Here is a 15,358-nt window from a genome sequence, read left to right as displayed (position 1 = left end):
CCATGGCAAATCGTATCTCAGGAATTTTTACCCCGCACATTACTCCCGTTGACCAATATGGGCGGGTTGATGAAGACCGTTTGTGTGGTTACATCGATTGGCTGATCGAACGCGGCGTGGACGGTCTGTACCCCAACGGCAGCACCGGCGAGTTTGTCCGTTTTACTCCCGAAGAACGTCGGCGGATCATCCGTGTGGTTGTCGATCACACCGCCGGTCGCGTGCCGATTTTAGCGGGGGCGGCCGAGGCGAATGTCAAGGAAACGATCGCGGCCTGTGACGCCTATGGCGAAATGGGAGTTCGCGCGGTGGCGATTGTCGCCCCCTTCTATTACCGTCTCAGCGAGCAGGGCGTGTATGCCTACTTTAAAGAAATCGCGGACACCGTCTCCGTCGATGTGACGCTCTATAACATCCCGATGTTTGCCTCGCCGATCGAATTGCCGACCATCATCCGTTTGGCAAGTGAGTGCCCTCGAGTGATCGGAATCAAAGACAGTTCGGGGGACTTGCCCAACATGATGAGAATGATCGCCGCGATTCGCCCGATGCGAGACGATTTTACTTTCTTGACCGGTTGGGACGCTGCACTTGTGCCGATGTTGATCGCCGGAGCCGATGGAGGCACCAACGCGTCGAGCGGTGTGGTGCCTGAGTTGACTCGCGCGATTCACCGCACCGTAAAGGCGGGGAATATCGAAGAAGCCATGCGGTTGCAGTATCAGCTGCTTGCCTTGTTTGATGCCATGCTCGGTCTTGGCGAGTTCCCCGAAGGCTTTCGAGCCGGGGCAAGATCGCGAGGTTGGGATTTGGGCCCCGGACGTGTGCCGATTTCCCAACAACAACGCGAATCCATTACCAAAGCACAGCGAGAGATTGACGCGTTGGTTTCCAGCGTCACCGAGCCTGGATCACGAGCGGTGTTGCCATCGGATACGATTGAGCAAATTGTCCAGCGTGTGATCCGGCAACTGTAGCGGTCTTGAAACAGCTAAAACTTTGGGCTTGTTGTGATATTTAGTTGCGTTGGTTTTCTGCCACCTCTCCACCAACTTCGTTGGGTGAGGGGGCTGATTTGGTTAGCCGTTTTGGCGCTAGCCACGGTTTCGTCAGCATCCAACCGGGGCTAGCGCCCAAGCGGCTAACAGAAGGGCGGTGGCAGAAAACTCGCGCTGCGAGCACTAACCCGTGATTAGAATCCAATATGGATTCCGCCATGATGGCGTGGGTGATGGTGATAATCGTGGTGGTGGTAGTCGTGATAGTAGTAACGAGGTCGATACGTCGGAACCACAATCGGTTCCTGAACGATGACCTGTTGGCGGACCACCGCTGGTGCGGCAACGCGAGCGGATTGCTGGATGCCAGTCGGGGCATGTTGCATCGCGGAGATGACCGCCTCGCTGACACCTTGTTGGTGCAAGGCGATGATGTCGGCCACTTGCAGTTTTTGCTGCACGCCGCGTTGGCTGATTTGGCTTGCGATCACGTTGTCGCTCAATCCGCTGCGGCTCATTGAAACCACGTCCGCGATCGACACGGCGGCTTGGGTTGCGGCAGCGTTGGTTTGTTGAGCTTGATAGTACTGCTGCTGCGTTTGGTAATATTGTTGCTGCTGCTGGTATTGTCGTTCTTTATCCGCAGCGTTGCCCAGTAATCCGCCGGTGACAGCACCGACGACACCCCCAATTGCCGCGCCCGCGCCTGCTTTGCCGTTGTGGTCTCCAATCAATCCGCCAGCGACCGCTCCGGCAAGTCCGCCGAAGGTGGCGCCACGCTGAGTTCCCGCTTGGCCATACCCAACGCTGGGCAGACAAATGGCGATCGAGCTGATGATCAACCAGCGAAAGCTTGATCTTGGATTCATAATTGGCATCCTTTTATTGTGACCGGTTTTCAGAGCGGGAGATCTAAACCGGCCCGCATACTGGGGTTAGTTGTTTGCGTCGATTTCGAACGGCGATCCAACGCCTCTATTATCGAACCGACTTTCAGCGGAATTTGAAAGTATCTAATAATTTCTAGAGCGGTTTGAGATCAATGCCACTTTTTTTGCACTCAACCGGCACTAGCAAAAACCGCTCGAGGATAGCAACGTGCGATCTCGTTAACGCACGCAATTAACGTGGCAAATTGGGATCAGGGGTGGCGATATTCGAGATGGCACGAATGAAATCATTGGCTCCGTCGAATTCGCGATAAACGCTTGCAAAGCGGATAAAGGCAACTTGGTCAAGCGATGCCAAATGTTTCAGCACGATGTCGCCAATCTGAGTCGCCGTGACTTCCGAGTCGAACGACTCATAAATGTCCGCCTCGATCGTTTGCACCACTTGCTCAATTTTCGAGCTTTGAATGGGGCGTTTGGAACAGGCTCGTTCGATGCCCCGGCGAATCTTTTCACGATCAAGTGGTTCTCGGGTCTGATCGCTTTTGACCACTCTAACGTTCAGTTGTTCAAGCTTTTCCAAGGTCGAAAAACGTCGTTGACAGGACGAACAAACCCGTTTTCGGCGCACGATGTAACCACCCTCGGCGGCTCGGGTGTCAAGAACACGGTCGTTATCGACGTGGCAATAGGGACAACGCATGCGTCAATCGGCTTTAAAATTGTAGGTCTGTGTGTTCTATAGTATCGGAAACCAGTGGCTGATGCCGCAAGGGCTTAGAATTGGGGTAAAACGAGCGTACTCGGATTGTGATTCTAATGAGGGGGCTGTCGCTCAGCTCATTCCGAATCGATACAATCGTGAGTGTGGTGGAAACAACCCATCAGCGCGTTCCGAGTGTCTGCGTGTCAGCAGACATGACTGACACAATGTCGACGGAACTCGGAGCAGTGAATTCTTGTCGTGGTAAGAGGAACAAAGGCGTGGCCGAGTGGTATATCCAACAGCTAAATGCGCCCGAGGATCTTGGGCCGTTGCGTCCCGGTGATCTATTGAAAAAGGTTCGTTGTGGCGAGGTCAAACCGGATACGTTGATCCGCAAAGGGGATTCGGCTTGGTTCCACGCGGCAGAGGTCGGCGGCTTGTTCGAAGCGGCAATGCGTCCAACGATCGAATACTTTTGTCCGCAATGTGATCGTCCCGTCAGTGAACCGCCAGTGATGTGTTCCAACTGTGGACGCGAAGTACGGAAGGCCAAAACCCGCATTACCGAAAACTCGATCTCCAATGGTTCGCCACGACCCGATCAACCAGGCCGTTCGGTTCAGAGTTGGCTGAAACGCAAAATGCTACGCCGCCCCAAAGACGGGGAAGCGTAGCACTCGTTTTTCGGTCAGCGTCGTTCTGCAAAGCGAACGGTATGTGTCAGTCTTAGAATTTGAACTGAGCACTCGCGGTCAAACCAGTGATGAAGATGTCGTCATCCATTCGAATGCTGCGACCTAGGTTGGAATTTACCACGGGGCTGATCTGATCGGTTGCGGTAGCCAATCCGGAGATGTACCAAGCTTCGAATCCGGCTCGTAGCGTCAGCATTTCGCCAAGAGCGTAACTGTAACCCGCTCCGACTTCGAAGACACCTGCAAGCTCTGTGTCTTCGTCGATAGCGGCAACAACGGTGCTTCCCGCGTTGAACAGTCGTGTGTCGGATTCGGCAAAGTTCAAGTAACCACCAGCACGACCACGGAAGTCGATCGAACCGTGACATGACACGGGATACAGTAGGTCCATGCCGACCTGGAAGCCGAACAGCGAGTTCTCGACGTCGCTACGCAGCAGACCTCGGTTGCCACCGGCATCCCGGCTGTTGTAGTTGTACAACTCGTCGTAGTCGATATAGCGAGCTCCGACGAGAATCTTAGCAACTTCCCAGCCGACCAGGATCTTGCTGGCTTCCATACTGAAGTATTCGGCGTGGTAATCTTGTGATTGGAATACTGAATTGTTGAATGTGCTCAGATCGCCTGCAACGATCGGGGCACCCGGAACGAGCAGGGTGTTGATCCCGCCTGCACCGTTGGTCAAGCTGGTGCCCATGTCCCATTCCAGCGGTCCAACGAAGGTGGCTTCCCAACCGTGAACACAATCAGGAACCGAGCCGACAGTAATCCGTGGGGCGAACTCGAAATCGAATTCATCCAGGGCAAAGTTGCGGCTGAAGGTCGAACGATCAGCCGAATTTAGCTCCATATAAACGGCTTCACCACGGATGTACCAATACGGTTTGCAAGCGACACCGCAACTGCCGTACTCGCCATTGAGGTTCATTGCCGAGTAGCCACCGTAGCCGCCGTAACCCGTTCCGCCATAGCTTGATCCACACGATCCACCACAGCTTGTACCACAAGAGTTACAGCCGGTTTGAATCACCGAGCCTTGAGCGGATTGCTCGGGCAGATGACCCACCGTCGCGACTTGACTCGATCCACCGAGGCCTTGATAACCCGCAGCATTCACGACACGGAACGACTCGTTGCCGTGGGTAAATGATTTCGCGGGTGCCCCGGATGTGGAAGCCGCAGGAGCATTAAACGCGGTTAGCAGTCCCGAGTCCGCGTAGACGTCGGATGCGGTCAGCGTGCCGGCGAGCAGTCCACATGCCGCTAAGCTGCGAGCTGCTGTGCTACTGAAGTGTTTTAGTATCGAATGGATCTTCATGATCGAACCTCGTAGACTCGTAGTGCCTTTAGGTGCACCGCTGGGTATTGACCGATTTGATTGACTGGAAAGTAAAGTGCAGTGCAAACTAGCGAACCTTCAGTTCATCATGCACAGGAATTAAACAAGTCTTGCGTACCATGCGAAGGATCTTCGTTGCCGTTTCCTCGCTGGTACACGATCCGCTGATGACCAAATGGTCACCGACGGTTTTGACACGCACGCGACTGTCTGGGAACGACTTCATAATCGTCCGTGTCAGCATCTCGGCCTTGTCCCCGACCGAGTCACCGGTCGCTTCCACCGCGTCTTGAACATGCACATCGAAATGTTGGACGGTTGACGAATCGTCACTCGCTCCATCGGCCCAGACGACAAGTCGTGTAACGCCTCGTCCTGCTCCGATTAACTTTAGTTCGTTAGTGCCTGATGCAATCGCACGACAAACGTTCTGATCTTGGATGCTGACGCGTCGGAGATTGCCACCGATCGTCAACGAACGAACCTGAGCTCGTGTCATGTACAGTGGAATCGCGGCGCCCGCAGGCTGCGAAAGTTCACCTCGCATCGAGCCATATTGGTCGTTGCCGTGCAATCCGCCCAACATGGGTGGACTGGCAGGTTGGACCATCGAGCTTGACTGATATGCGGAAGCTCGCTCGTGCCCTAGTGGCGGAGCTTCGACCGCGACTGGGGGACGATACCGTTTGGACGGTTTGTGTGTTTGAACCGCTCGCTCATCGATCGACGGAGCGACATTGATTGACGGACCTCGACGTTGAGCCGGGACACGCTCAGTCAACTCCACCAATTCCTCTGGCGAAACACTGACATCGCTTAACGGTTGCAGCGTCACCTCGGAATCCTTGTCACCCGCAGGATCGTCGATCGAGACAGGAACAGGAAGTTCCATTGCCAATTCGACATTGCCAACTTCGCTGGCGTCCGAATTCAATGCGTCCGATTCCGTTAGACTTGTTTCGGTTTCGATCGTGGCCGCCTCATTGACTACCACATCATTCACAACATCCAATGTCTCAGGATTTGCATCCTCTGCTTCTTCGACTGTCATTTCCGTAGGCGACGACAAAGCGTCACTATCGTCGGAAAACGAGAAAAAGATTGGCTCGGCATCGGAGACCAGTTCCACATCGGTGCTCTCTTGATCCGCATCGAAATCCATCTGCGGAACCGTTGCAAACTCGATGGATTGCAACGCGGTTTCGTTGGCCGGTTGCGACTCATCCGAGTCCGCGATCGGCGGAGTGACCATGGAAATCACCATGGGCGGCTGAGCCACCGACACATCGGTTGTCGAATGAACGTGCTCTGGCGCCGATGCAGCCGACTTAACCGGTGATGCATCGATCTCGGTTTCGACGAGGTCGCCGTTTTCGTGATGCGCCGATCCGACGAGCGGGTTGGTTTGAATCAACGCCGCCGGTGGCTGTTCGATTGTCATTGCCGAATTCGAAGGCCTGACGATTTTAGGGCTTCCGATCGGTTGCAGCCCAATCGCAGCCCCGATCGGTTTTAGCCGGATCGCAGGTCGATCGTCGCCGGAGGCCAATTGAATCGCTCGATTCACATGGCTGACCTCTTCGGTCTCACAGAACGGATTGGCACGCACGGTTTGCTGCGCGGCCTCGCTTTGTGGAGTCGATTGAAAATGCCCCGTCTGCTGGATCGTTTGCAGAGGTAAAGGTGGCATGATTTGGAAAGTGGTCGCTACTGGCGCGAGCATCGTCGGTTCGCTAGCGAACGACATCGATGTCGCGACAAATGACGAGCTTGCGGCAATTACCAGCAAGCTGAGAGCGGCCCTTGCCCGGGTCCGTCGTCGTCTCTTCACGATTGTTTTAAAGTCACGCATGCCGCATCCTTGCGTCCGATCGAGTTGATGCACCCCCCTCGGCACACCATGAAAGAAACCTGCAAATTGCATGAGTCTTCCGGTTGCTCTAGTTATCGGATGCGATCTGCAAGGACATTAACGATTCTGACGTCTCTATCGCGTGTGGCGGTCGTTTGTGTCGTGCGAGTCGTTCGGATCGTAACTAAAATGCGTGATCAAACGGCTCTTTAAAGGTCAAGACCATTTTTCAACGAGCGCTGGATTTAACGCATTTCGCAGTGAAAACCGCCGTTTCTAGTCCGCAGACGACTTCACTGTGGTCCCGCGACAATCGGGCAAGCCACGCTATTTCTGAAAGTAGCACCGATCAATCAAATTTTCGTGACGCTTTCTATTGCGGACGTTGGCGTCGCGCTTCGAATAAGACTAACGCCGCCGATACCGAAACATTCAGACTGTCCACTTTGCCGAACATTGGAATTCGTACGCCATGAATGACGGCATTTTCGGCGTCACGTTGCCATCGTTCACCGAGCCCGTTGGCTTCGCTGCCCACAATTACGGCGATCGAACCTGAAAAATCAGTAGCCCAAAGTTCATCCGACGATTCGACACGAGCGGCGAGCGGACGAATTTTCTGGTCGCACAAGAATCGAGCAACCTCGGTTTCAGAGCCGACAGCGGTAGGAATTTGAAAAACTGTCCCCAGACTGCTGCGGATCGCATTGGGATTGTAAATGTCGCTGCCGCCACCACATAAAATCACCGCATCGACTCCGGCGGCATCAGCACAGCGAAAGACGGCGCCGATATTTCCCGGTTTTTCTAGGCTGTCCAGCACAAGCACCAACGCATTGGTAGGCAGGGTGAGGTCTTCGAGCGAGTGGTCCGGTTGCACAAATTCGCTGACCACCCCGCGTGACGACTCACCATAGGCGATGCGTGCCATCACGGCATCCGAAACAAAGCGAATCGTTTGTGAAGTCTTGGCTTTTTCAATGACGATACGAACTCTCGGATCGCTGCCTGCGGGATCGATGCTTGCCGGCAAACTGCTCGGTGGTGCATCGTGTGCTGGCTGGCGGTTATGATTCGGGCGGGATTGAGCTTCGCGGTCCGCTGGGACCCTGTTGAAATTACCCTGATCAAGATTGCCATGTTCGGTGAGGCTTGATTCGGGCAGAAACAATCCGATTAGGTCCAAACCAGCATCGATCGCTTGCAAAGTCTCTCGCCAACCGTCGACAAGCAGACGCTTCTGGCGTCGTCGTGTACGATTATCCCTTAACCGGATCAGGCGTCGAACGGTAGGGTTTGCGGGGCTGCGAAGTACAAGTGGCTCCGAATCGCTCATGCCAAACTCTTGATAGGCGTTGATTGCGGGCTCGCGTCGGCATCAACACGGCCCTTTTACATAGTGACTTTGAAAACGGAAAATCGACGAGATGAGCAAGACGCCAACCTGTGACGCAGTCACCTCGAAACGTGACCAGAAGGAATTTCTATATCTGGAGCGTGAAATCTATCGCGATAACCCCTACTGGGTTCCCCCGTTGTGGGCCGAGCGTCGTAAAATCGTCGGTTTCAAACACCATCCGTTTTATGATGATGCCGATCGTCAAGCATTTCTGGTCCGCCGCGATGGTCGTGCCGTCGGCCGCATTCTGGCAGTCGTCAATCATGCTCACAATCGTTGCCACAATGAAAAACGTGGCTTCGTCGGTTTCTTTGAGTGCGAAGACGACAGCGAAGCGAGCAAATTGCTGTTCCAGCATGCCTTTGATTGGCTGCGACAACAAGGGATGACCGATGTTCGTGGTCCGGTTCATCCGAGTCTGAATTACGAGGTGGGACTGCTGGTGGACGGTTTTGATTCGTCACCCACGTTCATGATCCCGTACAACCACCCCTACTACGAACGCTTGTTCATCGAATCAGGCTTTGAAAAGGTCCAGGATCTGTTCAGCTACGACGCGCATATGGACATTCTCGAGGACCTGGATCCCAAGTTGGCCTTCGTGATCGAAGAAGCGACGCGGCGATTCAAGGTGAAATGCCGTCCGATTGATCGCAAACGATTCAAAGAAGACGTTCGCTCGTTCTTGGAAATCTACAACCAATCGCTACAGCGAACTTGGGGGTATGTTCCGATGAGCGAAGCGGAAATTCGGGTGCAGAGCGATGGCTTGAAGCATTTGATCGTGCCTGAATTGACCAGTATCGCCGAAATTGACGGGCGACCCGTTGGTGCTGGCTTCGGATTACTCGATTACAACCAAATCATCCGCAAAATCGACGGAAAGCTATTTCCCTTCGGCTGGATCAAACTTTTGACGGGGAAACGAAAGATCGATCGTTTGCGGTTGATTAGCACAAATGTGTTGCCGGAGTACCAAAAATGGGGGCTCGGATTGGTCACGCTCTCGCGAATCTTGCCCGATGCGATCACATTTGGTATTCAAATTGGTGAGTTTTCTTGGGTATTGGAAAGTAATTCGCTGTCACGCGGCACGATTGAGCGTGGTGGTGCCACTCGAACGAAGACTCACCGGTTGTACGATAAATCGCTTGAATAAAACGCCGCATTTCGCTCAGAAACCGATCTTATCGTCGTGCGACGATGCTAATTCGCATGCCTTGGATACCGGCTTTTGAGTTCGCACGCTCGCTACGACCCCTACACTCACCCGATGCGGCCCGAACTAACCTGACGAGTTTGACTACAACCCTGGTCAGCTTGTGTCTTGGCAATCATACTTTGACGCTCGTCGCTCGTTTCTCGTCCGAATCGCCACTGTCCTCCTCAACGCCATAATCTTGAACATGCCGGAAAACCGAATTGTCATTACCGGAGCGGGCGTGGCGTCTGCGATCGGACTCGGGCACGAAGATTTCTTCAACGCACTGCTTCGTGGTGACTCCGGAGTTCGGTCACTCGCTGAACGCGATGATGATGGTCCCACTCCGCCGACTGGACACGAAAACGACGGCCTCTGGATCGGCGCTCCGATCGTGGGATTTGACGGAAAACAGTTTGTCAAACCACGAAAAGCTTTGAAGGTGATGTCGCGAGAGATCCAACTCGCTTATGTGGCATCGATGATGGCAATCGAAGACGCCGGGCTCGATTCCGTCTTTCCCGCCGTCGCTGACGACGAAGATTCCCCCGCATCCGACGACGGTTCGGTTCGGTTTGCTCCCAAGGACATTGGAACCGTTTTTGGCAGTGAGATGCTTTACGGACCTCCCACCGAATTAGCCGAAGCGTTCCAAAAATCGCTCGACGAAAATGGCGTGATGGATGAGTCACTCTTTGGCGAAGCGGCGATGCGAAGCGTGATGCCGCTGTGGATGTTGAAATATCTGCCCAATATGCCCGCCTGCCATGTTGGGATTGCGATCAATGCGCATGGTCCTAACAACACATTGGTGCTTGGCGACACGTCGGGCCCGGCGGCTTTGGATGAAGCCATCTCGTGCCTGACCCGCGGAATCGCAACGTGCATGATCAGCGGTGCTGCCGGCACGCGGATTAACGCCACTCGGCTGAACTATCGCAATGACCTGCCGATAGCCGAGTCCATGGCCGACGCTTCCAAAGCGTCCCGACCTTTTGATCCCACCTCCAAAGGGGTTGTCGGAGGCGAAGGGGCAGCAGTGTTTGTACTGGAGTATTTGGCTGCGGCGATTCAGCGTGGTGCTAAGCCGATTGCCGAGGTCGTCTCAATCGCATCACGATTTGTTGCTTCCGGTGGCATGCAATTGCCAAAACGTACCTGCGATATCGAAACTGCCGGTATCCGCGGTTCAGTGAAAGCAATCAAGCTGGCCGTGAACGATGCCTTGCAAAAAGCAAACCTGACAGCGAGCGACATTGGGATGGTGGTCTCGCATGCGATGGGCGACCCGATCATCGATGTCCAAGAACGCCAAGCTCTGGAATCGTGTTTGCCAAAGGTTCCTGTGGTCTCGCCGATCAAGACGCTCGGGCATACCGGTGCGGCCAGTGGATCGATCGAGATCTTGGTCGGCGTGTTGGCGCTGAAGCACAAGATGGTTCCACCGTCGCTGAGCTTTGCCGACTCGCAATCCGCAGGTCCGGTGGTTACCAAAGCTCAGCCGCTAAAGAAGTCGCACGTGCTATGTCTGAGTCACACGTCCGAAGGCGCCGCAATTGCGACCGTATTGGCAAGCGTGTAAGTCCAACGCACTTTCCTTTTTGGAGGTTGTGCAGTTGTTAAGTCTAACTGTAGCAATATGACTTGCTTCACCCGCCCGGCAGCGCCGGGAGGGGCGGCCGCGACAGCGCCCGGGGAGGGCTGGTTGCACTGAAACTTGCACGCTCCATTTCTAACACCGCGAGGCCCCACCGGTGAACTTGCTCCGCTCGTTCTGACCTCCCCAAAACAAGTTTCGGGGAGGTGAAGCACGTCAAAGGACTCGATTCACAACGAAATATAAAGCCGCACAAACTCTGCGTTTGGTGGAGGGTGAAGTTTCGACGTAAACCAATACAAAACAATGATTTGAAAACTGCACGTCCGTATTGCTGGACGTGCGATCTCAACAAAAAAAAGGCGGCTTCGAACCGAGATTCGAAACCGCCTTCTGTCTTTTTAGCTCAGGCCAATCGCGTTACGCGAACGGGCTGTGTTTGCCGGGAACTGGAACGGGGTATTTGCCGTCAGGTCCAGGCATGGTCGGAGGATCGCTCTCGAGGGTGTACTTGTCGATTCCGGGGCTCAGATTTGCACCCTTCTTCATCAAATCGTCCCACTTGATGATTTTGCCCGAGTAGCAGGCTTCGCGACCTAGGATCGCGGTGAAAGTCGATTTTGCACCGTATTCACCTTCGTTGTAGATGTCGCCTCGCATCAGAGCTTCGATCAAATCGTGTTGCTCTTGTTGATGTCCGCTAGGGCTTTTGCCGCTGAACTTCCAAGGATTTTCGCCTTCGATTGTGCCCGATGGATCTGCCGATCCCTTAGTACCGTGGGCAAATTCGCCGACGTGGTTCCAACCACCTGCCAAGTGACGACCTTGGCTGAACATCTTGCTACCATCCGCAAAAGTGTACTCACAGAACGTGTGATCAAAGATCTGCGACTTCGTGGCATCGCCACCTTCACGTTGTTCGCGGCCACCCATGCCGTTGCACTCGACCGGGTACGCATCCTTGACCCAGCAACCGACGTCGAGGTTGTGGATGTGTTGTTCGCAAATCTGGTCGCCCGAAAGCCAATTGAAGTGGTACCAGTTGTTGGATTGGAATGCCATTTCGGTCATGTCCTTGTCACGGTTGCGGTACCAGATGCCGCCGCCGTTCCAGTAAACACGTTGAGCGACCACGTCGCCGATCGCACCATCATGAATCCGTTTGATCGTTTCCATGTAACGCGGTTCGTGACGACGTTGCAGACCGATGCCAACCATGCGGTCCTTCTTCTTGGACTCTTCGACTGCCGCCAAGACTCGTTGAACGCCAGGAGCGTCCGAAGCAACCGGTTTTTCCATGAAGACGTGGCGATTCTTTTCGATCGCGTACTCAAACTGCTGAGGTTTGAATCCGGGAGGAGTCGCGATCACAACCAAGTCACAATCGGTATCGATCGCTTTCTTGTAGGCATCGAGCCCCGAGAAAATTTGGTCCTGGGGAACGGCGACTTTGTCTTTGTGTGACTGAGTCAGACGTTTGACGGCGTACTCGGCCTTGTTTTGGAACGCGTCGGCCACAGCGACAAGTTTGACGTTCCCTTTGGTGTTCATGATGTTGTCGGCCGCACCGGACCCGCGTCCGCCACATCCGATCACGACAAATTTGATTTCATCGCTTCCCGCAGCGTGAGCCGTGCGAGCGACATTGGTTGCGACTGCGGCGGCACCCGCAGCGGCAATCGTTGATTGTTTGAGGAATTTGCGGCGAGAAGGAGGGTTCTGCATCAGTGAAAATCCTTAAGGAAATAAGCAAGTCGTTTTTGGGGAATCGAATTTTACAATCGTTTCACAGCCAATTATAGACGCTACGCACGCGAAAGTCGCGTTGAGGTGGGGGTGTGGGGAAACGTTTTCCCATATTACGCCATCGCACTCCAATTGTTCAGTCTACGCAGTGGGCCAAGATGAAATCGGCCTAATCTTGCTCAAAAGAGCTCATGCTCCGATTCCGCACATCTGCGGGCCTGTTTTGGCTCAATGCAATCTACTTTGGAAACAGTTGGGGGATGTTCGAGTAGTGTAGCGAGTCACCTCTCCTGGCGAAGCTGGGAGAGGTCCAGCGGGCCCTTTAGGCCTCGTTCGGGTGAGGGCCGACCGCGCAACATGGCGTGCAGTGGACTCGACTTGCTCGGTCGGCCCTCACCCGAGCATCGCTGTGGGCTCTGCTCGACCTCTCCCAAACCTGCGTTTGGGAGAGGTGACAGTACGCTTGCCGCAACGCCCGATTTTATTTCAGCAGTCTCCACCAACAAGGTGGCGCGCCGAGGAGGGCGTGTTCAGTCCGTTTGTGAGTACCGTTGGCGTAACACGCCTATGGCGTTTTCGTGATCGAGCGTCCAGTATTGAAACAAATCGGCAAAGTGAGGAGCGTTGTACAAGTTTTTGAATACTCGCTGGCCGGCAAACTCAATCCAATCATCCGCGCGTTGTTCAAATCCTGGCGAACCGCCGCGTGGTAACCCATTATCCAATTGATCAAGCGTCATTTTGACCGCTTGGTCGAGGAACCGGTCGCTGCGGTCGCGTTCAAATCTCAAAAACGTATTGGGAGAATCCAATACTTTGTCGGCAAAGTGTCGTTCATACCGCCACGCATCGCCTGAGACTTTTTTCCATGGATGATTTTGGTAGTCGTTCCACGCCTGAATTAATGCCACCTTTCGCGACTCGCGACGTAATGCCTTGTCCGGGATCAGTGCGACAATTTCGGCGATCTCCGCGTCGCTACCCTTGATGGTGTTGATGTAACGCAGCAAGTACTCTTCGCCAAAGTCCGCGACGGAGGATACTTGTTCAAGCGAACTCTCGCCACGAGCTGCTTTTTCGCGCACCACGGTCGCCCACGTGGCCATCACCTTCAGCGCGTTCCGCCTCATTTCGGCGATCTCGTCTACCGTTAAGCGTAGTTGCCGGAGGTTGGTTTCTTCAGCGCGAAACAAGGCGTGGATCTCACCATATTTAACCTCGTCTCCGATCTCTTGCACATCCTCTAGCTCGGCAAGTAACCGCTCGTTCAGGTTCCGAAAATCAGGCTCGCGGTAATAGGGTTCAAAGGTTGCAACCGAAACCGTTTCGTTGAATTCATCCTGTTCGGCCTTCGGTTGGGATTCCACGATCGCAAGGCTTCGCTGTAACATCTGCGTTCGCCAGTTTGGATCGATCGAGGGCGTGCTGCTGTAACGCAAGCCCGCCACCGCGATCATCGGAGTGACAAATGCGATCAAGACGAATGCGAGTACCATCCACTGGAACCACAGGTCTCGGCGTTGTTCGAGCCAGCGGTTCGTAATCCGCCATGTTGCCAGCAGTAACACCGGGAAGATGAAGATGACCGTATAAATGTAGTTTGGGTAGAGGCCAAAAAACGGCACCAGGATGCTGCAGCTGAACGCCGGGTAAAGTGGTGCGGTCAACAGTCCAAGCGTCGCCCGCGGAGTGACCGTCGCGGCGACTTGGCCGAAGGCAAAAGACGCCAAGATGATTGCCGCCATGGTCGCTCCGCCGCCCATCCAGACGCTGACGCCAGCGAGCAACAAACAGCACACCAACGGCGGCCCGATCCGTGTGCCCCAAATCATACTGGGACGAATGCCATGGTCCGCAAAATAGACCGACCGGCTTTTCACCGTGTCACCATAAAACACAAGCGCGCCCAGCCAAGATGAAATCGCACCCAACGCAACTTGCGTTAATACGTGAGTGGCTTCGTCTTGGCGTTGCGGACTCGCGTACCAGGCGAATAACACAACGAATCCGACCAGTGTCAACATTCCCGCGAACCACTTGGTTTGCTCAATTTGTTGCCATAATAACGCATAGACAGGACTAGGTCGTTTGGCTGCCTGCTCAATCGGTGGTTGATAAGGACGAACGATCTCGCTGGAGGCCAGCAGTGGCGTTCGTTCCACTGAGACGAGTCGTCGACGTCCCAGCAGTCGCTGAACACACCACAGTACAAAGAGGTAACCAATAGCGAAGATCGACGACATCCGAATTTCACTTGCGCTGACACTGTCTAGCGAGCCATAGGCGTCGAAGTGGCCAAACAGAATCGTCTGCACGACCCCGACGGCAAACCATGACGCCAACAAAATTACGGGGACCAGCAGGATCAAGCCGCCCATCGGGGAACGGACGAGGTACGCCGTGATGAATCCACAGATCAGCAACAACACACTGAAAAACAGCAACCTCACGACCCCGATCGGATGCATCACGTCATCCGTCATCGGCGATGAGTCGTCGTTGATCAATAGAATACCGATCGACACAACGAGCGAAGCAAACGCCCAGATGGCAAGCAAGGCGACAAGGCCGACGACAAACTTGACGTCGACAATTCGTTGCCAACGAATTGGTAATGTTCGCAGCCACAGGAATGTTCTTGATTCTTCTTCATTGCCGACCAGCATCGCAGGAGCACCCAACGCCATTAAATTTGGCATCAGTATCCAGACGAGCACATAGGGATCAATGTCGAGTTGGACGTCACTAAAAATGAATTGTCCGACGGTGATAAACAGCTGGAACAGCAGAATGCCGACGACGACCGCGATGGCAAGCGGGCGAACGGTGATCATTTCTTTCCAAAGCAATTGTTTCATCGTCGTACTTTTACGCGAGTGATTCTTAAACAACAATTTAGCGACACACGGACGTTTTTCAGTTCACGTTTTTCAGA

General features: G+C 54.2%; 11 protein-coding genes. 4 read left to right on the top strand and 7 right to left on the bottom strand.

Annotated elements, in window-relative coordinates:
- The first annotated feature begins 2 nt into the window (after window positions 1–2).
- The gene (locus SH528x_RS30270) at window positions 3–977 is read left to right on the top strand and encodes a dihydrodipicolinate synthase family protein (protein WP_442512207.1); all 975 of its coding nucleotides are present in this window, start codon (window positions 3–5) and stop codon (window positions 975–977) included.
- 215 nt (window positions 978–1,192) lie between these two features.
- Here SH528x_RS30270 and SH528x_RS30265 read toward each other — a convergent pair whose 3' ends face one another.
- Complete coding sequence (locus tag SH528x_RS30265) at window positions 1,193–1,867, bottom strand: glycine zipper domain-containing protein (RefSeq protein ID WP_442507155.1); 675 nt, start codon at window positions 1,865–1,867, stop codon at window positions 1,193–1,195.
- Window positions 1,868–2,120: 253 nt separating this feature from the next.
- Window positions 2,121–2,591, bottom strand: a complete 471-nt coding sequence (nrdR, locus tag SH528x_RS30260) for a transcriptional regulator NrdR (RefSeq protein WP_442507154.1) — start codon at window positions 2,589–2,591, stop codon at window positions 2,121–2,123.
- 227 nt (window positions 2,592–2,818) lie between these two features.
- On the opposite strand from nrdR, the gene SH528x_RS30255 reads away from it, so the two are divergent.
- Window positions 2,819–3,268 carry a DUF4339 domain-containing protein gene (locus SH528x_RS30255; protein ID WP_442507153.1) on the top strand — a complete coding sequence of 150 codons (450 nt, stop codon included), beginning with the start codon at window positions 2,819–2,821 and terminating at the stop codon, window positions 3,266–3,268.
- Between the two features lie 52 nt (window positions 3,269–3,320).
- On the opposite strand, the gene SH528x_RS30250 is transcribed toward SH528x_RS30255, so the two are convergent.
- The 3 genes from SH528x_RS30250 to SH528x_RS30240 all read right to left on the bottom strand — a co-directional run bounded on the left by SH528x_RS30250 (window position 3,321) and on the right by SH528x_RS30240 (window position 7,816).
- A complete protein-coding gene (locus SH528x_RS30250; RefSeq protein WP_442507152.1) occupies window positions 3,321–4,607 on the bottom strand; it encodes a hypothetical protein in 1,287 nt (428 codons plus the stop codon).
- Window positions 4,608–4,695: 88 nt separating this feature from the next.
- A complete protein-coding gene (locus tag SH528x_RS30245; RefSeq protein WP_442507151.1) occupies window positions 4,696–6,318 on the bottom strand; it encodes a pilus assembly protein N-terminal domain-containing protein in 1,623 nt (540 codons plus the stop codon).
- 535 nt (window positions 6,319–6,853) lie between these two features.
- Window positions 6,854–7,816: a TrmH family RNA methyltransferase gene (locus SH528x_RS30240; RefSeq protein WP_442507150.1), complete on the bottom strand. Its 963-nt coding sequence runs from the start codon at window positions 7,814–7,816 to the stop codon at window positions 6,854–6,856.
- 91 nt (window positions 7,817–7,907) lie between these two features.
- Between SH528x_RS30240 and SH528x_RS30235 the strand changes: the two genes are divergently transcribed.
- Both SH528x_RS30235 and SH528x_RS30230 read left to right on the top strand, forming a co-directional pair.
- A complete protein-coding gene (locus tag SH528x_RS30235) occupies window positions 7,908–9,038 on the top strand; it encodes an N-acetyltransferase (protein ID WP_442507149.1) in 1,131 nt (376 codons plus the stop codon).
- Between the two features lie 247 nt (window positions 9,039–9,285).
- Window positions 9,286–10,662, top strand: coding sequence for a beta-ketoacyl-[acyl-carrier-protein] synthase family protein (locus tag SH528x_RS30230; RefSeq protein WP_442507148.1), 1,377 nt, complete (start codon window positions 9,286–9,288; stop codon window positions 10,660–10,662).
- Between the two features lie 435 nt (window positions 10,663–11,097).
- On the opposite strand, the gene SH528x_RS30225 is transcribed toward SH528x_RS30230, so the two are convergent.
- Together SH528x_RS30225 and SH528x_RS30220 are read right to left on the bottom strand one after the other, a co-directional pair.
- Window positions 11,098–12,402, bottom strand: coding sequence for a Gfo/Idh/MocA family protein (locus tag SH528x_RS30225; protein ID WP_442507147.1), 1,305 nt, complete (start codon window positions 12,400–12,402; stop codon window positions 11,098–11,100).
- A 551-nt stretch (window positions 12,403–12,953) separates the two neighbouring features.
- Complete coding sequence (locus SH528x_RS30220; protein WP_442507146.1) at window positions 12,954–15,281, bottom strand: hypothetical protein; 2,328 nt, start codon at window positions 15,279–15,281, stop codon at window positions 12,954–12,956.
- Window positions 15,282–15,358: the final 77 nt, after the last annotated feature.

This window comes from Novipirellula methanifontis (assembly GCF_052161655.1).
GTDB lineage: Bacteria > Planctomycetota > Planctomycetia > Pirellulales > Pirellulaceae > Novipirellula.
The sequence above is the reverse complement of the archived record's forward strand: the minus strand, read 5'-3'. Positions and strand labels throughout refer to the sequence as shown.